Source organism: Streptomyces sp. NPDC033216, assembly GCF_055577115.1.
On sequence record NZ_JBVIQK010000006.1, the window covers coordinates 275880 to 293500 of the forward strand.

At 71.0% G+C, this 17621-nt stretch carries 16 protein-coding genes; 1 reads left to right on the forward strand and 15 read right to left on the reverse strand.

Going from position 1 to position 17621, the window contains the following annotated elements; translation table 11 throughout:
* Positions 1 to 375: 375 nt before the first annotated feature.
* The 15 genes from ACZ5Y0_RS15135 to ACZ5Y0_RS15205 form a co-directional block, all read right to left on the reverse strand.
* The gene (locus tag ACZ5Y0_RS15135) at positions 376 to 747 is read right to left on the reverse strand and encodes a DUF952 domain-containing protein (protein ID WP_469129103.1); all 372 of its coding nucleotides are present in this window, start codon (positions 745 to 747) and stop codon (positions 376 to 378) included.
* A 39-nt stretch (positions 748 to 786) separates the two neighbouring features.
* Positions 787 to 1146 carry a hypothetical protein gene (locus ACZ5Y0_RS15140; RefSeq protein WP_469129104.1) on the reverse strand — a complete coding sequence of 120 codons (360 nt, stop codon included), beginning with the start codon at positions 1144 to 1146 and terminating at the stop codon, positions 787 to 789.
* Positions 1122 to 1343 carry a DUF397 domain-containing protein gene (locus ACZ5Y0_RS15145; protein WP_469129105.1) on the reverse strand — a complete coding sequence of 74 codons (222 nt, stop codon included), beginning with the start codon at positions 1341 to 1343 and terminating at the stop codon, positions 1122 to 1124. The genes ACZ5Y0_RS15140 and ACZ5Y0_RS15145 overlap by 25 nt, the downstream gene beginning before the upstream one ends.
* A gap of 142 nt (positions 1344 to 1485) precedes the next feature.
* Entirely contained in the window at positions 1486 to 2724 is a 1239-nt protein-coding gene (locus ACZ5Y0_RS15150) for a PP2C family protein-serine/threonine phosphatase (protein WP_469129106.1), read from the reverse strand.
* Between the two features lie 250 nt (positions 2725 to 2974).
* Positions 2975 to 3766: a PAQR family membrane homeostasis protein TrhA gene (trhA, locus tag ACZ5Y0_RS15155; protein WP_469129107.1), complete on the reverse strand. Its 792-nt coding sequence runs from the start codon at positions 3764 to 3766 to the stop codon at positions 2975 to 2977.
* A 60-nt stretch (positions 3767 to 3826) separates the two neighbouring features.
* Positions 3827 to 4159 (reverse strand): MerR family transcriptional regulator, encoded by a 333-nt coding sequence (locus tag ACZ5Y0_RS15160; RefSeq protein ID WP_469129108.1) that lies wholly within the window; start codon positions 4157 to 4159, stop codon positions 3827 to 3829.
* Positions 4160 to 4390: 231 nt separating this feature from the next.
* On the reverse strand, positions 4391 to 5107 hold the full coding sequence (locus ACZ5Y0_RS15165) for an ABC transporter ATP-binding protein (protein WP_469129109.1): 717 nt from the start codon (positions 5105 to 5107) through the stop codon (positions 4391 to 4393).
* Positions 5104 to 6000, reverse strand: a complete 897-nt coding sequence (locus ACZ5Y0_RS15170; protein WP_469129110.1) for an ABC transporter ATP-binding protein — start codon at positions 5998 to 6000, stop codon at positions 5104 to 5106. The genes ACZ5Y0_RS15165 and ACZ5Y0_RS15170 overlap by 4 nt, the downstream gene beginning before the upstream one ends.
* A 5-nt stretch (positions 6001 to 6005) precedes the next feature.
* Complete coding sequence (locus tag ACZ5Y0_RS15175) at positions 6006 to 7832, reverse strand: branched-chain amino acid ABC transporter permease (RefSeq protein ID WP_469129111.1); 1827 nt, start codon at positions 7830 to 7832, stop codon at positions 6006 to 6008.
* Between the two features lie 5 nt (positions 7833 to 7837).
* Complete coding sequence (locus tag ACZ5Y0_RS15180; protein ID WP_469129112.1) at positions 7838 to 8770, reverse strand: branched-chain amino acid ABC transporter permease; 933 nt, start codon at positions 8768 to 8770, stop codon at positions 7838 to 7840.
* Positions 8771 to 8880: 110 nt separating this feature from the next.
* Positions 8881 to 10110: a branched-chain amino acid ABC transporter substrate-binding protein gene (locus ACZ5Y0_RS15185; protein WP_469129113.1), complete on the reverse strand. Its 1230-nt coding sequence runs from the start codon at positions 10108 to 10110 to the stop codon at positions 8881 to 8883.
* A 288-nt stretch (positions 10111 to 10398) separates the two neighbouring features.
* Positions 10399 to 11016, reverse strand: a complete 618-nt coding sequence (locus tag ACZ5Y0_RS15190; RefSeq protein WP_469129114.1) for a flagellar basal body-associated FliL family protein — start codon at positions 11014 to 11016, stop codon at positions 10399 to 10401.
* Complete coding sequence (locus ACZ5Y0_RS15195) at positions 11013 to 11261, reverse strand: hypothetical protein (RefSeq protein ID WP_469129115.1); 249 nt, start codon at positions 11259 to 11261, stop codon at positions 11013 to 11015. Before ACZ5Y0_RS15195 ends, ACZ5Y0_RS15190 begins: the two co-directional genes overlap by 4 nt.
* 274 nt (positions 11262 to 11535) lie before the next feature.
* The gene (locus tag ACZ5Y0_RS15200) at positions 11536 to 12018 is read right to left on the reverse strand and encodes a PaaI family thioesterase (RefSeq protein WP_469129116.1); all 483 of its coding nucleotides are present in this window, start codon (positions 12016 to 12018) and stop codon (positions 11536 to 11538) included.
* 68 nt (positions 12019 to 12086) lie between these two features.
* Positions 12087 to 14366: an FdhF/YdeP family oxidoreductase gene (locus ACZ5Y0_RS15205; protein ID WP_469129117.1), complete on the reverse strand. Its 2280-nt coding sequence runs from the start codon at positions 14364 to 14366 to the stop codon at positions 12087 to 12089.
* 527 nt (positions 14367 to 14893) lie between these two features.
* Here ACZ5Y0_RS15205 and polA point away from each other — a divergent pair.
* Entirely contained in the window at positions 14894 to 17620 is a 2727-nt protein-coding gene (gene polA, locus ACZ5Y0_RS15210) for a DNA polymerase I (RefSeq protein ID WP_469129118.1), read from the forward strand.
* The last annotated feature ends 1 nt before the right edge of the window (position 17621 follow it).

Here is a 17621-nt window from a genome sequence, read left to right on the forward strand (position 1 = left end):
TCCTCTGAGGCGACTCGGGCGGCAGCGTCGGCGCGAAGGTGACGTGGACGACGACCGGTCAGTGGTCATGGGGCGCGGTACGAGTACGGCACTCGTGGTTCCGCCGCCGCGTCCCCGAGCCGGTCTCACCCACCGCCGCCGCGCCGCCCTCGCCGACGGCTGGACACCGGCGACCACGCCCGAGGGCGCACCCCGCCCGACCACGTCACCGAGCCGGTCGGCGCCACGACGCTGAACTTCGTGGCGAGGGTGAATCGGTCGGTCACGGCGAGTGGACGCCCTGCCGGACGCCCTCCGCCACGCGCACGCCCCGCCGCCCGGCGGCTTCCCTGACGGTCACCCGGTCCTCCGGGTTCGCGTGGACGTCGATGCGCTTCAGGGACAGGTACCCAGCGCGGTCAGTCGCGTCGCCCGGTCCTCCTCGTCCCAGTGGACCACCAGGACGCGGGTGACCGCGGCGCGGTCGAGGGGGCCGAAGACGTGGGGGAACCGGGTGGAGTCGGGGACACCGGGAGGCGGGGCCGGGGCCGCCTCCTCCCATGCGCAACGGGCGGTCAGGCGGCCCTCGTCGAGGAGGACCGCCAGAAGCGGTCGGGGGGCCGTGCGGTAGAAGGCGTCGGCGACGGCCAGCGTCGTCTCCTCGTCGGGGGAACAGTGCACGAAGCCGTCCTCGCCGAGGGAGGCGGGCGCGTAGGGGTGGTCGGGACGGGCGTCCCACTCCGTCTTCGGCACGAGGTGATAGATCATCGTCCGGTTATATCCCGCCGGCCGGGCGGCCCGACCGGGTCATGCGGCCGTCATGAGCAGCGCGTACGGCAGCAGCACCGCGGGGAGCGTCAGAAGGCGGTACGTGAGCGGCCGGCCGGCCGCCAGTGGTCTCACCACGTCGAACAGTACGACCAGGCCCACCACCACCAGGGCCGACGTGATCAGGCCGAACAGCACGAAGCCGCTGTTCTCGATCTGGTCGTACGTGCACTGGTCCAGATCGCGGCGGCCCAGGTCCTCGTACTCACAGTGCCCGTGCTCGGCGTACCAGCGGGCGCAGGCCACGAGGGCGGTCGTCGGTATGCCGATGGACAGGTTCACCAGCAGGGGCGCGAGGAGACGGCGGGCGGCGTTCACCCGGCGGCGCACGCCACGCACTCGGACTCCGCCGTCGGGGCGAGGGTCTGGTGCGGGCCGTCGGTGACCTCCGAGTCACGGACGTGGAGGGTGGCGGGGGTGGGGGCGGGTGCGGCGACCTCGCGGGAGTCGCCGTCGAGGCCGTCCCTGTACCTGCTCACGAACCTCACCGGTTCGGGGATCTTTTCTGCGGAGGCGATCTTTTCCACGCAGGCCATGCGGATCATCTTTCTCCCATCGGTCGGTCGACGAGGGCCGGCCCTCCACACTGGGGGTTCGCTGCTTGCCGAGGCGCTCGCCATCGGAGCATCCGAACGGTCTCGGATGTGCTGGTCGCCCGCGGACCACACCCCCCCCTGGTCATCGCCCGGCAGTGGTCCGTCCCGTTCTCGACGGCCGTGAGGCGTCGGTGAGGTCGGCGCCGGTGGAGGCGTCGCGCCGGGAGTGACCGACGCCGTGCCAGTCCAGGCACATGACGGTCGCGTCGTCCTGCGGATGACCCTGGTGGGTGTCGACGACCGCCGCGATGAGGGTGCGGGCGGCCTCGCGGGGGTGCAGCGCACGGGTGCGCACGATCAGGTCGGACAGGTCGAGGCTGTTGGCGTTGCGTTCCAGCATGCCGTCGGTCAGCATCACCAGCCGGTCACCCGGCCGCAGGTCCAGTGACTGGACCCGGTAGGTGTGGGGGAAATGGAAGCCGAACGGCAGATCGATCTCCGGAGTGATCTCCCGCACCCGTCCGTCTCGCAGGCGCAGCGGCCAGGGGTGCCCGGCGTTGACGAACTCGGTTTTGCCGTCGATCAGGCTGATGCGCAGGAGCTGGCCGGTGACGTAGGCCTGGCGGCCGTGCTCGCGCAGGGCCTGGTCGGCCTGGCGCGCCTGTTCGGCGAGGTCGGCACCGGCCCGCCGGGCCCGCCGCAGAGCGCCCACCAGGAGGGTGGCCAGCAGCGCGGCGTCGACGTCGTGCCCCATGGCATCGGTGACGGAGAGCTGGACCGTGTCCCGATCGATCACGTAGTCGAAGGTGTCGCCCCCGACGTGGTCGGCCGGCTCCAGCGCCCCGGCCACCGCGAACTGTGCCGCCTCACAGGCCAGCGACGCCGGGAGCAGCCGGTGCTGGATCTCCGCGGCCAGGCTCAGGGGGGTGGTGCGGCGGCCCCACTGGTACACGTCGGTGAAGGACCGGTTCGCGATGACGATGTACGCCAGAGCGTGCGCGGTCTCGCCGATCTCGCGCATCGCGTCCGCGTCCGGCGCCGCGGGCAGGAACAGTTCGAGGAGCCCGAGGGCGTCCCCGCGGTTGGTCACCGGGGCGACGACCCGGACCAGCGCGCCCTCGCCCTTGTCCTCCACGCCCGGCCGCTGGGTGCGGATCACGTCGTCGTACAGGGTGCCCCGCAGCGTGATGCGCCGGGCGGGTTCATCGGTGTCGACGCTGCCCGCCGCTCCCAGCCGGACGACCGAGCTGCCGGTGAAGTCGGTGATCAGGAACGACACCGACGCGGCGCCGAGGTGCTTCCTGAGCATGCGGGCGACCACGTCGAGCGACTCCACGGGCGCCGCGGCCTCCGCCGCCTCCAAGGTCCCCGCCAAAGTCATCGCCCTGCCCGGGCGACTCCCGTCCCCGGCAGGCCGAGCGGCCCGCCCGCGGTCCGGCCCTTCTGCGCTCACAGCGACTCCTCACCGCTCGATGACGCCCAGGACTGCGTCTCGTGGACGCGAAAGACCCGTGCCGAGCGCGGCACCGGACAGTTCACCTTGCACCACGGGCGGCGAGTCCGCCCACCAGCCTCGCTCGGAGCACGCGCCGCCAGGCCCGGCGCGTCCCGCGCCCGTGCCCCGGAGGCGGTCATGTGGCTGCCAGGAGGATGGCCGTCCAGTGCGCGGTGAAGGCGGCGATGGTCAGGGCGTGGAAGACCTCGTGGAAGCCGAACCAGGCCGGTGACGGATCGGGGCGCTTGAGGCCGTAGACGACGGCGCCGGCGGTGTAGAGCAGACCGCCGGCGATGACGAGTACGGCGACCGCGGTGCCGCCGGTGCGCGCGAACTCGGGCAGGTAGAAGACGGCCACCCAGCCCAGCGCGATGTAGCACGGGGTGTACAGCCACCGGGGTGCCCCGATCCACAGGATGCGGAAGGCGATGCCGACCAGGGCCCCCGCCCACACCGCGGCCAGCAGCAGCCGCTGCTGGCCCGCCGTCAGCAGCAGTACCGCCAAAGGGGTGTAGGTGCCGGCGATGATCAGGAAGATGTTCGCGTGGTCCAGCCGCCGCAGGACCGCCTCGCCGCGTGGACCCCACGTTCCGCGGTGGTAGACCGCGCTGGTACCGAACAGCAGGCAGGCCGACACCGCGTACACGGAGCAGGCGAGCACTGCCGCGGCCGAGCGCGAGACGGCGATGAGGACGATGCCACCGACCAGCGCGAGGGGGAACACGCCGGCGTGCAGCCAGCCCCGCATCCTCGGCTTCAGCACGGCCGCCGCGCGCTCCACCCCGCCCTCCAGGCCGGTCGGCGCGGTCGGCCGACCCGTCCGGGCGGGCGCGTCGGCCGTCGGGCCCGGCAAGGGGTCGGGCTCGGTGCCGGGGAGGAGCTGGGACTTCCGTCCGGATGACGGCGGCTGAGGATCTTCGGCGATCATGCGCTCATATTCTGAGGTCGGCGGAAGAGGACGGCCCGGCGCGTCGCCGCGGACTGCGGGTCAGATGCCCACCGGGTGCCGGGGCGCGGTGCGGCGGTACTCGGCGTTGACGCGCTGGGCTTCTTCGAGTTGGTCTTCGAGGATGATGATGCGGCAGGCGGCCTCGATGGGGGTGCCCTGGTCGACGAGTTCCCTGGCGCGGGCGGCGATGCGCAGCTGGTAGCGGGAGTAGCGGCGATGTCCGCCCGCGGAGCGCAGCGGGGTGATCAGGCGGGCCTCGCCGATGGCGCGCAGGAAACCCTGCGTGGTGCCGAGCATCTCGGCGGCCCGGCCCATGGTGTAGGCGGGGTAATCGTCGTCGTCGAGACGGTCGTAGGTGTCGCCTGCTGTCACTTGCACCTCTCTGTGGAACTCGTGGAATGCCTGAAACGCGTGGAGGGCCCCGGGGGGGGGGGGGGGGGGGGGGGGGAAGGAAAGACCCACCCCCCCCCCCCCCCCCCCCCCCCTCCCTCCCCCCTCCCCCCCCCCCCCCCCCCCCCCCCCCCCCCCCCCCCCCCCCCCCCCCCACCCCCCCCCCCCCCCCACCCCCCCCCCCCCCGGGCCTCGTCGTGGGCGGGGTGGGGCTCAGTCCTCGCCGAGGTACGCCTTGCGGACGGACTCGTCGTGCAGGAGGTCGCGGCCGGTGCCCGAGAGCACGATCTTTCCGATCTCCATGACGTGGCCGTGGTCGGCGAGCGAGAGCGCCGCCTGGGCGTTCTGCTCGATGAGCAGGATCGTCATGCCCTGGGACTTCAGCTCCGCGATGGTCGCCATGATCTTCTGCATCATGATCGGGGACAGGCCCATCGACGGTTCGTCCAGCATCAGCAGCTTCGGCTGGGACATGAGGGCGCGGCCCATGGCGAGCATCTGCTGCTCTCCGCCGGAGAGGGTGCCCGCGGCCTGCTTGCGGCGCTCTCCCAGGATGGGGAACAGGTCGTAGGCGCGCTGGATGTCCTTCTCGATGCCCGCTCTGTCGTTGCGCAGGAACGCGCCGAGGCGGAGGTTGTCCTCGATGGTCATGCGGGGGAAGATGTGCCGGCCCTCGGGGGAGTGGGCCAGTCCCAGCGAGACGATGTCGTGGGCGGGGATCTTCTTCAGCGACTTGCCGTTGAAGCGGATCTGGCCGCCGACCGGCTTGAGCAGCCCGGACAGGGTGCGCAGGGTGGTGGTCTTGCCGGCGCCGTTGGTGCCGATGAGGGTGACGACCTCGCCGGCGTCGACCGTGAAGGAGATGCCCTTGACGGCTTCGATCTTGCCGTAGGCGACCCGGAGGTCCTCGACTTCGAGCAGTGCGGTCATCGGTCGTTCTCCTTGCCGGGCGCGGCGTCCGTCGTGGTCTCGGCCTGTGCTTCGGCGGCCTCGACTTCGGCGATCTCCTCGGCACCGGGTGCGTCCTCGTAGGGTTCGCCGAGGTAGGCGGCGACGACGCGGTCGTCGCCCTGCACGGTGGCGCTGTCGCCCTCGACCAGCTTCTCGCCCTGGACGAGGACGGCTACGCGGTCGCAGAGGTTGAAGATGAAGCGCATGTCGTGCTCGATGACGAGGACGGCGATGCCCTGGTCGCGGATGGCGAACACCAGTTCCTCGGTGGCCCGCGTCTCCTGCGGGTTCATGCCGGCCGTCGGCTCGTCGAGCAGCAGCAGGCCGGGCTCGCTGGCCAGGGCCCGGGCGATCTCCAGCTTGCGCTGTTCGCCGTAGGGCAGGTTCCGTGCGAGGTGGTCGGCCTTCTTCTCCAGGCCCACGAACTCGAGGAGTTCCATGGCGCGTGCGCGGGAGGTGGCCTCGGCCTTGTGGAAGCCGGGGAGGCGCAGGACGGCGGACCAGAAGCCTTCCTTGGTGCGGGTGTGGCGGCCGACGAGCACGTTCTCCAGGACCGTCATGTTGGCGAACAGGCGGATGTTCTGGAAGGTGCGGGCGATGCCGGCGGCCGTGACCTTGAAGGACTTGGGCGGCAGGACGGTGCCCTTGTAGCGGACTTCGCCCTCGGTGGGGATGTAGAGGCCGGTGAGGCAGTTGAAGAAGGTGGTCTTGCCGGCGCCGTTGGGGCCGATGAGACCGACGATCTCGCCGGCGTCGACGTGCAGGTCGACGTCGCGGACGGCGGTGAGGCCGCCGAAGCGCATGGTGACGCCGCGGGCTTCGAGGACCCTTTCGCCGGTGGGGGCGACCGTGGTGGTGGTGTCGGTGGTCATGGTGGTCAGGCCCCTGCCTTCGTCAGGACGGTGGGAGCTTCCGCGTCCTCGTGGAACTCGAGCTGACGCCGCCGGTTGGGGATGAGGCCCTCAGGGCGGAAGCGCATCAGGAGGATGAGTGCGAGACCGAAGGCGAAGAGCTGGTAGTCGCCGAGGAACTGGAGCTTGTTGGGGATGAGGAAGAGCAGTGCGGCGCCGATGAGGGGTCCGCTGATCGTCCCCATGCCGCCGAGGACGACGGCGGCGAGGAGGAAGGCCGAGTTGGGCGGGATGGGACCGGCGAAGAGGTACTGCTCGGGCGTCACGGTGTAGGTGACGTGGGCCTGGACGGTGCCGGCGAGACCGGCCAGCGAGGCGCCGACGGCGAAGGCGATGAGCTTGACGCGGAAGCCGTTGATGCCCATGGCGAGGGCGGCGGTCTCGTCCTCGCGGATGGCGACCCAGGCGCGTCCGATGCGGGAGTCACCGCTGCGCCGGAAGACCAGGACGACGACGGCGGTGATGAGGAGCATCAGGAAGAAGTAGTTGGCGAACCGGCCGATGGTGAAGCCGGCGATGGCGTGCTCGGTCCCGAAGTCGAACCCGAGGATGTTGAGGTTCGGGATGGAGGAGATGCCGTTGGAGCCGTTGGTGAGGTCGGGTCCGGAGGTGCCGTCGAGGTTGTTGGCGGTGATGCGGAAGATCTCGCCGAAGCCGAGGGTGACGATGGCGAGGTAGTCGCCGCGCAGTCGCAGCGTCGGGGCGCCGATGAGGACGCCGAAGACGAGCGAGGCGGCGGCGCCGACCAGGACGGCGGCCCAGAACGGGAAGTGCACGTCGAAGGGGGAGCTGGGGGAGCCGGAGACCAGGGCCGCGGCGTAGGCGCCGACACCGAGGAAGGCGACGTATCCGAGGTCGAGCAGGCCGGCGAGGCCGACGACGATGTTGAGGCCGAGGGCGACGGTGCCGAAGATCAGGATGTAGACGCCGACGGTGGCGTACTGGTCGTCGGTCTGGGTGAAGGGGAACATCGCGGCCGCGACGAAGGCGCCGCAGATGGTGATGTTCTGGTGCCGGGCGGTGATCTGGGAGGCCTGGGCGACGAGGCCCGCCTTGTTGAGCGCGGCGAAGCCGAAGGCGGCGGTGATCAGGAAGCCGATGAAGAGCTCGTCGTACTCGGTGCCGATGCCGTAGGTGAACACGGTGAGGCCGAGGCCGAGGACGGCGACGATGATGAGGATCTCGGCGTAGGAGGGCAGGGCGCCGACGGGGCGGGCGGTGCCTCCGGCGAAGGCGGCCTTGGTGATGTCCCGGCCGCCGCGCAGGCGGTGGCGGAACAGTTCCCAGCCGGTGTCGTCCGGGTCGTGGGGTTCGGGCTCGGGCCGCTCGAAGGGGAGGGCGAGAGCGCCGAGAAGGCCGACCAGGGAGGCGAGGGCGGCGATGTAGCCGCCGGGCTCCAGGTTGACGACGCCGCCGAGGTCGACGGTGATCGCGATGACCGTGTACCAGACGGTGGCGAAGGCGGCGAGGGCGGCGAACTTGATCGCACCGTCGGCGCCGGCCGGGGTGAGCCAGCCGAGGCCCTTCACACCGTAGGAGGACAGGCCGAAGAGGGTGGTGAGGGCGCCGCCGATGAGGGCGAGCACCTGAAGACCGCCGGGGTAGCCGTAGACGGTGAGGTCGCCGGGGAAGGCGTCCGTCCAGGTCCAGGCGAGGAAGGTGGAGACGACGGTGAGGGCGCCGCCGCCGGTGGCGAGGGCGCGGCCGAGGTGCGGCGGGATGCCGATGAGGCCGGTGGCCGGCCCGGAGGCGGGGGTGTTCGGGATCCCGGGTGCGGTGGTCTGTGTGGTCATCGGTGTCACGCCCTGTCCGCGACGCGCTCGCCGAGCAGGCCTTGTGGCCTGAACAGCAGTACGAGGATGAGAAGTACGAAGGCCCAGACGTCGGCCCAGGACTGGCTGCCGAACTGGTCCATGCCGGGGATGTCGGCGATGTAGGCGGTGGCCAGGGTTTCGGCGATGCCGAGGACGACGCCGCCGATCATGGCGCCGTAGATGTTGCCGATGCCGCCGAGGACCGCCGCGGTGAAGGCCTTGAGGCCGAGGATGAAGCCCATGCGGTAGTCGATCTGCCCGTACTTCAGGCCGTAGGCGACACCGCCGACGGCGGCGAAGACGGCGCCGAGGGCGAAGGCGATCACGATGATGCGGTCGGTGTTGACGCCCATGAGCTTGGCGGTGTCCGGGTCCTGCGCGGTGGCCTGCATGCCGCGTCCGGTACGGGTCTTCATGACGAAGTAGGCGAGGACGGCCATGCTGATGGGGGCGGCGGCGAGCAGGAAGACATCACCGGTCTGGATGGTGATGTCGCCGAGGTGGAAGGGGCCGCCCTCGATCTGGGGGAAGGTACGGGCCGACGTGGCCTCCGGGTACCAGGCCCAGACCGCCTGCTGGAGGGCCAGGGAGAGCCCGATGGCGGTGATGAGGGGGGCGAGGCGGGGTGCGCCGCGCAGGGGGCGGTAGGCGAACCGTTCCGCTCCGATGGCGACGAGGGCGGCGACCAGCATGGCGCCGATGAGCATGAGCGGCAGGGCTATCCACATGGTCGTGCCGTTGGGCAGTATCCAGAGGTAGACGGAGAGAGCCCCGAAGGCGCCCGTCATGAAGATCTCGCCGTGGGCGAAGTTGATGAGCTGGACGATGCCGTAGACCATCGTGTAGCCAATGGCGACCAGCCCGTACATGGATCCCAGTAGCAGGCCGTTGACCAGCTGCTGCGGCAGTTCGTTCACCGCATGTCCTCCGAGACGTTCGGATGATTTCGACGGATGTGTCCGGATGTGAGTCCGCGCGGGGCGCCAGTGGAACAGCGCCCCGCGCGGCTCGTGTGATGCGGGGTGGGTCAGCCGGTGTAGGTGCCGGACTTCACCGACTTCCACGTACCGTTCTCGACGGCGTACACGGTGAGCTGCTTGTTGGTGGCGTCACCGAACTCGTCGAAGGAGACCTTGCCGGTCACACCGTCGAAGGAGACGTTCTGCATGGCGGCGGTGACCTTGGCGCGGGCGTCGTCCGGAAGCTTGCCGTCGTTGTCGTCGACGACCTTCTTCACGGCCTCGATGATCGCCCAGGCCGAGTCGTAGGAGTAGCCGCCGTAGGCCTCGTAGGCCTCCTTGTAGCCACCGTTCTTGTAGTTGGCGACGAACTCCTTGGCGGAGGGCAGCTGCTCGACCGGCGCGCCGACCGACGTGGCCAGGTCACCGGCGGCGGAGGCGCCGGCCAGCTTGATGAAGTCGGCGCTGTAGATGCCGTCGCCGCCGACCACGGGGATCTTGGCGCCGGCGGCCTTGATCTGCTTGCTCAGCGGACCGGCCTGCGGGTACTCGCCGCCGTAGTAGACGACGTCGGCGCCGGAATTCTTGACCTTCGTGGCGATGGCCGAGAAGTCCTTGCTGTCCGGGTTGATGTGCTCGGTGCCCGCGACCGCGCCGCCCAGCTTCTTGAACTCCTCGGTGAAGGTGGCGGCCAGGCCGGCGCCGTAGGTCTTCTTGTCGTCGATGACGAAGACCTTCTTCTTCTTGGCGTCGTTGAACAGGTACTGGGCCGCGAACGGGCCCTGGACGGCGTCCGTGGTCGCGGTGCGGAAGTACGAGTTGTAGACGCGCTTCTTGGAGTTCTGCCAGTCGGTGCCCTGGGTGAGCGCCGGGTTGGTGTTGGCCGGGGAGACCTCGACCAGTTTGGCGTCGTCGAAGACCTTCTGCATGGACTCGGCGACGGAGGAGTTCAGCGGGCCGACCACACCGAGGACGGACTTGTCGGCGACCAGCTTGGTGGCGTTCTGCTGGCCCGAGGACGGCTGCGCCTGGTCGTCGAGCGCCTCGATCTTGAAGGTGACGCCGTCGACGTACTTCTTCTTGTTGGCCGTCTTGGCGGCGAGGTCGACGGAGTTCTTGATGCCGAGACCCAGCGCGGAGAGATCGCCGGTCAGCGGGGCGTCGACGCCGATGGTGACGGTCGTGCCGCCGCCGCTGTCGGAACCCTTGTCGTCGCTGTCGCGCGAGCCGCAGGCAGTGAGGGTGAGTGCTCCCGCGGACAGCGCAGCGGTGATGGCGATAAGCGAACGTTGACGCACGTTCCAGTCCTTTCCGTGGGCGGCCCTCCCCCCTGGAAGAGGCCGAGTCGAGCGCTGCGGCCGAAGGGGTATTCCAGCTGCGCGGTGACTGGCCGTGACTCTAAACGGGTGAAGGTGACGCGGAGGAGGCTCTGGCCCATGATGTGACGCTCTTGTTATGACACGAGGTAATGCAGAGCGGTACTGAGGGGGTGGAACCGAGGAATTCAGGCCGATTCGCCCTGTCCGCATGCTGAGAATCCGCAGGACGGACCCTGCTGGTTTCAGGAGTCTCAGGCATTTTGGTGATTACGGGGATTCGTTGCTACAGGCGACTTGTAGGGCCTGGGAGAGGTCCTGCGCATACCGGGGGCCGAGGATGAAACTGTGGTCCTGCATTGCGCGCGCATTACGCAGAGTTACATCCAGGAAAGGCAGTCCGGCGTCGTCCGGCACATTTCCGCAGTCCGTCACATGCATCGTGACGACGATCCTGCGGGCGGAACCCGCTTCCGTGCGGAAAGGTGCTCGCGGCTGCGACGTCAGGAAGATTCCGGCGTACGGCTGCGCCAGCCGCGTCGTCGTGACCGGCGGACCCGCCGCCACGCTCAGCAGCACCTCCAGCGCGAACGTCTTCGGCCGGGTGCCCGGCGGCACCGGGATCCGCCCCAGATACTCGACGTCCACGACCTGGGAGGGGAACGGCGGCTCGGGTACGGCCAGTTGACGCTCCCGCGGTCGGGTCGCCCAGAGCAGACCGCCGCCGACCAGGAGGGCGACGGCCGTCAGCGCCCCGAGAACGGCGCGACGGTGACGCCCGTGGAAGAGGACCGGCCGGCTGCCCGTAGCGCCCGTCCCCGGGGCGTCCTCGGCCTCCCACGCGCGCGTGCCCTCGCCCGGTTCCACGGGCCCCACACCGCCGCTCACCGCCACGGAGTCCCGCCCGCAACGCCCGAGGGGTAGCGGGCGGCACAGGCGTCGCGCGACCGCCGGCCGATCAACTCGTGCGCCGCGCGGGCGCCTTCGCGCTTCTTCTCGGCCCGCGCGGCGTCCACGACCGACCGCAGGATCTCGTACTGGCCGTTGGACAGCCCCATCGACTGGTAGTCCCCGTAGGTGCCGCCGTCCAGCACCTCGCGCGACCAGTGGGCGACGATCCGGGCGCACAGCACCTCGGGGGGAGTCGCGGAGGGCGACGGCGTGTGGTGTGCCCCCGTGGCGCCGGAGCCGGCGCAGGCAGTCGCCAGCAGCCCCGCCCCCAGGGCCGTTCCCAGCCGTCGCGCTGTCCCGAGCCGTCGTGCCGTAGCGGGCCCTCGTGCCGTAGCAGGCCCTCTCGCCGCCCCCGGCCGGAGGGGCCCTCCCGTTGCCATGCCCCGACGCTAGGCCGCGAGGGCGGCAGCGGGCAACGGGGCGGACGGCGGGCCGCGGAACGAGGCGTCGGCGGCCTCAGCCGGCCGCGGGCGCCGCCTCGCCGGGGTTCACCTCGCGCAGCAGACACGTCAGCCGTGCCGTGCACACCCGCTTGTCCGCCTCGTCACTGATCACGATCTCGTACGTCGCCGTGGACCGGCCCCGGTGCACGGGCGTGGCCACGCCGGTGACCAGGCCGGAGCGGGCGCCGCGGTGGTGGGTGCAGTTGAGGTCGACGCCGACGGCGAGCTTGGAGCTGCCGCCGTGCAGCATGGCACCGACCGAACCGAGGGTCTCCGCGAGGACCGCCGAGGCGCCGCCGTGCAGCAGTCCGTACGGCTGGGTGTTGCCCTCGACCGGCATGGTGCCGACGACCCGCTCGGCGGACGCCTCGACGATCTGCACCCCCATGCGGGTGCCCAGGTGCCCGGCGGAGAAGAGGGCGCGCAGGTCGACGCCGAGCGCCGCGTACTCGTCGATGACCTCTTGCGGGAACTTCACATGCTGCTGCTCGCCCATCGGGACCTGCTCCGTTCGTCGTGACCAGGGTCGTGACCCGTACGGTTGCCGTACTGCTGAGCGAACGCTCAGTCGGTGGCCGATTGTTCCAGACGGACGACGACGGACTTGCTGGCCGGGGTGTTGCTCGTGTCCGCGGTGGCGTCCAGCGGCACCAGGACGTTGGTCTCCGGGTAGTACGCCGCCGCGCAGCCCCGCGCCGTCGGATAGCACACCACGCGGAAGCCGGGCGCCCGTCGCTCGACCCCGTCCCGCCACTCGCTCACCAGGTCCACGTACGAGCCGTCGGCGAGGCCGAGCGCGTCGGCGTCCTCGGGGTTGACGAGGACGACCCGGCGGCCGTTCGTGATGCCCCGGTAACGGTCGTCCAGCCCGTAGACGGTGGTGTTGTACTGGTCGTGCGAGCGCAGCGTCTGCAACAGGAGGCGGCCGGTGGGCAGCTGAGGGAACTCGACCGGCGCCGCGGTGAAGTTGGCCTTGCCGGTGGCGGTGGGGAAGCGGCGCTCGTCGCGCGGGGCGTGTGGCAGCGCGAAGCCGCCGGGCCGGGCGACGCGCGCGTTGAAGTCCTCGAAGCCGGGGATCACGCGCGCGATGCGGTCCCGGATGGTCGCGTAGTCCTTCTCGAACTCCTCCCACGGCACCCGGCTGTCCTCGCCCAGCACCCGGCGCGCCAGCCGGCACACGATCGCCGGCTCGGACAGCAGTCGCGCGCTCGCGGGCGCCAGCCGGCCACGGGAGGCGTGCACCATGCCCATGGAGTCCTCGACGGTCACGAACTGCTCGCCGCCGCCCTGCACGTCACGCTCGGTGCGGCCGAGCGTCGGCAGGATCAGGGCGCGCGCGCCCGTGACGACATGCGAGCGGTTGAGCTTCGTCGACACGTGCACCGTCAGCCGGGCCCGCCGCATCGCCGCCTCGGTGACCTCCGTGTCCGGGGAGGCGGACACGAAGTTGCCGCCCATGGCGAAGAAGACCTTCGCCTCGCCGTCCCGCAGCGCCCGGATGGCCCGCACGACGTCGAAGCCGTGCTCGCGCGGCGGCGCGAAGCCGAACTCCCGCTCCAGGGCGTCCAGGAAGCCCGGAGCCGGGCGCTCGAAGATGCCCATGGTGCGGTCGCCCTGCACGTTCGAATGGCCGCGCACCGGGCACACCCCCGCGCCCGGACGGCCGATGTTGCCGCGCAACAGCAGGAAGTTGACCACCTCGCGGATGGTCGGCACGGAGTGCTTGTGCTGGGTGAGGCCCATCGCCCAGCACACGATGGTGCGCTCCGAGGCGAGCACCATGCGCAGCGCCTCCTCGATCTCCGCGCGCGTGAGACCCGTCGCGGCGAGCGTCTCGTCCCAGTCGGCGGCACGGGCGGCCGCGGCGAACTCCTCGTAACCGTGGGTGTGCTCGGCGACGAACCGCTCGTCGACCGCACCCTCCGTCTCGAGGATCAGCTTGTTGAGGAGACGGAACAGGGCCTGGTCGCCGCCGAGACGGATCTGGAGGAACAGATCGGTGAGGGCGGCGCCCTTGAGCATGCCCTGCGGGGTCTGCGGGTTCTTGAAGCGTTCCAGGCCCGCCTCGGGCAGCGGGTTCACGCTCATGATCCGCGCGCCGTTGGCCTTGGCCTTCTCCAGGGCGGAGAGCATGCGTGGATGGTTGGTGCCCGGGTTCTGACCGGCCACGATGATCAGGTCGGCCCGGTAGAGGTCCTCCAGCAGGACGCTGCCCTTGCCGATGCCGATCGTCTCCGTGAGAGCCGAGCCGGACGACTCGTGGCACATGTTGGAGCAGTCGGGCAGGTTGTTGGTGCCCCACTCACGCGCGAAGAGCTGGTAGAGGAACGCCGCTTCGTTGCTCGTACGGCCCGAGGTGTAGAACACGGCCTCGTGGGGGGAGGCCAGGGCGGCCATCTCCTCGGCGATGATGTCGAAGGCACGCTCCCAGGAGACCGGCTCGTAGTGGTCGCCGCCCTCGGGCAGGTACATCGGGTGCGTGAGCCGGCCCTGCTGGCCCAGCCAGTAGCCGCTGCGGTTCGCCAGGTCGGCGACCGGGTGCGCGGCGAAGAACTCCGGGGTGACCCGGCGCAGGGTGGCCTCCTCGGCCACCGCCTTCGCGCCGTTCTCACAGAACTCCGCGGCGTGCCGGTGGTCCGGCTCCGGCCAGGCGCAGCCCGGACAGTCGAAGCCGTCCTTCTGATTGACGCGCAGCAGCGTCAGCGCGGTCCGCTTCACCCCCATCTGCTGCTGCGCGATCCGCAAGGTGTGCCCGATGGCCGGCAGCCCCGCCGCCGCGTGCTTCGGCTCGGCGACCTGGGGCGCGTCCTGAACCGGGTCGGCCTTGGGCGGCTTCGTTGCCATCGAGGCACTCCTTCACTGACACGGGTGACCACTCCCACCGATCCTCGCACGCGGCACCGACACGGAGGACGCGCGGACGGACGGGGACGGGAGCGACGGAGGACGCGCGGGCCGGTGGGGACGGGAGCGACGGTTGCCGGGTGGCGGAGGCGTTCGGTGAAGGGACGCATGCCGCGTGGTGTACGGCGGGGGCCGGGGCACCGGCGTCCGCTTCGGTGCGCGTCGCGCGCAAGGGGGCGCCGCGGCGCCGGCGTCACCCGTGGGGCGGTGACGTGGTCGCGCCCGAGGGCACGGCGAGCTGACGCGGGTGCGTGTGGGAGGCCTGCGCGGCGGCCTGTGCAAGCACCGGCCCTGCCGCCGACACGGGCGGCTCCCGGGCCGAGGGGCGCTGCCCTTCCGCCGGACGGCTCGGTGAGCGGCTGTGCGGCCGTGGTCACCGACCGTGTCCGGGCGCCGTCCCCGGGCCGCTCAGCCGCCGGAGGCACGCGTGGGCCGGAGTGTCAGTGGGGCGTGGCAGGATCGGGGGCGTGGCAGAAACAGCATCGAAGAAGACCGAGAACACCTCCGGCGCCGACCGGCCCCGCCTGATGCTCATGGACGGGCACTCGCTGGCCTACCGCGCGTTCTTCGCGCTGCCCGCGGAGAACTTCACCACCGCGACCGGCCAGCCGACGAACGCGATCTACGGCTTCGCGTCGATGTTGGCGAACACCCTGCGTGACGAGTCGCCCACGCACTTCGCGGTGGCCTTCGACGTCTCCCGCAAGACCTGGCGCTCCGAGGAGTTCACCGAGTACAAGGCGAACCGCTCCAAGACGCCGGACGAGTTCAAGGGCCAGGTCGAGCTGATCGGGGAGCTGCTCGACGCGATGCACGTCTCGCGGTTCGCGATCGACGGCTTCGAGGCCGACGACGTGATCGCCACGCTCGCCACCCAGGCCGAGGCCGAGGGCTTCGAGGTGCTGATCGTCACCGGCGACCGCGACTCCTTCCAGCTCGTCAGCGAGCACACCACGGTGCTGTATCCCACGAAGGGCGTCTCCGAGCTGACCCGCTTCACGCCGGAGAAGGTCGTCGAGAAGTACGGCCTGACGCCCGCCCAGTACCCCGACTTCGCGGCACTGCGCGGCGACCCGTCGGACAACCTCCCCGGCATCCCGGGCGTCGGCGAGAAGACCGCCGCGAAGTGGATCAACCAGTTCGGTTCGTTCGCGGAGCTGGTCGAGCGGGTCGACGAGGTCAAGGGCAAGGCCGGACAGAACCTCCGCGACCACCTGGAGTCCGTCAAGCTCAACCGGCGCCTGACGGAGATGGTCCGCACCGTCGAGCTGCCCCACACGGTCCGTGACCTCGAGCGCGCCCCGTACGACCGCACGGCCGTCGCCGTGGTCCTGGACACCCTGGAGATCCGGAACCCGTCGCTGCGCGAGCGGCTGCTGGCGGTCGACCCGGGCGCCCAGGAGGCCGAGACGACCCCGGTCGTCGCGCCCGGTGTGGCACTGGACGGCACGGTGCTGGGCACGGGCGAGCTGACCGGCTGGCTCTCCGAGCACGGCGGCGAGCCTCTCGGTGTCGCCACCGTCGACACCTGGGGCCTGGGCGCCGGCTCGGTCGCGGAGGTCGCGCTCGCCGCGGCAGGCGGACCGGCCGCCTGGTTCGACCCGTCCGAGCTGGACGAGGCCGACGAGCACACGTGGGCCGCCTGGCTGGCCGCAGAGGACCGCCCCAAGGTCCTGCACAACGCCAAGGGCGCCATGCGCGTCTTCGCCGAGCACGGCTGGAGCGTCGCCGGCGTCTCCATGGACACCGCGCTCGCCGCCTACCTGGTCAAGCCGGGCCGCCGCTCCTTCGACCTCGACGCGCTGTCGCTGGAGTACCTGGGCCGGGAGCTGGCCCCGCCCGCCGCGGCCGACGGCCAGCTCGCCTTCGGCGCGGACGACGGCGCCGAGGCCGAAGCCCTGATGGTGCAGGCCCGCGCGATCCTCGACCTCGGCGAGGCCTTCCGGGGCCGGCTGGAGGAGGTGGGCGCGGCGGACCTTCTCCAGGACATGGAGCTGCCCACCTCCGCCCTCCTCGCGCGCCTGGAGCGGCACGGCATCGCGGCGGACCGGGCCCACCTGGAGGCCATGGAGCAGATGTTCGCGGGCGCCGTCCAGCAGGCGGTGAAGGAGGCGCACGCCGCCGCCGGACACGAGTTCAACCTCGGTTCGCCCAAGCAGCTCCAGGAGGTCCTCTTCGGCGAGCTGGGCCTGCCCAGGACGAAGAAGACCAAGACCGGTTACACGACGGACGCCGACGCCCTGGCGTGGCTCGCCGCCCAGACGGACAACGAGCTGCCGGTGATCATGCTCCGGCACCGCGAGCAGGCCAAACTCCGCGTCACCGTCGAGGGCCTGATCAAGACGATCGCCGCCGACGGCCGCATCCACACCACCTTCAACCAGACGGTCGCCGCGACCGGCCGCCTGTCGTCCACGGACCCGAACCTCCAGAACATCCCGGTCCGCACGGACGAGGGCCGGGCGATCCGGAGGGGTTTCGTCGTCGGTGAGGGCTTCGAGTCCCTGATGACGGCCGACTACAGCCAGATCGAACTGCGGGTGATGGCACATCTCTCCGAGGACGAGGGCCTCATCGAGGCGTTCACCTCCGGCGAGGATTTGCACACCACGGCCGCCTCCCAGGTCTTCGGCGTCGAACGGGACGCCGTGGACGCGGAGATGCGCCGCAAGATCAAGGCGATGTCGTACGGACTGGCGTACGGCCTGTCGGCGTTCGGCCTGTCCCAGCAGCTGAACATCGACGCGGGCGAGGCCCGCGCCCTGATGGACGCCTACTTCGAGCGCTTCGGCGGCGTACGGGACTACCTGCGCCGGGCGGTCGAGGAGGCACGGGCGACGGGCTACACGGCGACGCTCTTCGGGCGCCGCCGCTATCTCCCCGACCTCAACAGCGACAACCGTCAGCGCCGCGAGGCGGCCGAGCGGATGGCCCTCAACGCTCCGATCCAGGGCACTGCGGCGGACATCGTCAAGATCGCCATGCTCAAGGTGGACGCGGCCCTGCGGAAGGCGGACCTGAAGTCCCGCATGCTCCTCCAGGTCCACGACGAGATCGTCCTGGAGATCGCCCCCGGCGAGCGGCCGGCCGTGGAGGAACTGGTCCGCCGCGAGATGGCCGACGCGGTCCACCTCAGGGCCCCCCTGGACGTCTCGGTGGGTGCGGGCCGCGACTGGGAGTCGGCAGCCCACTGAC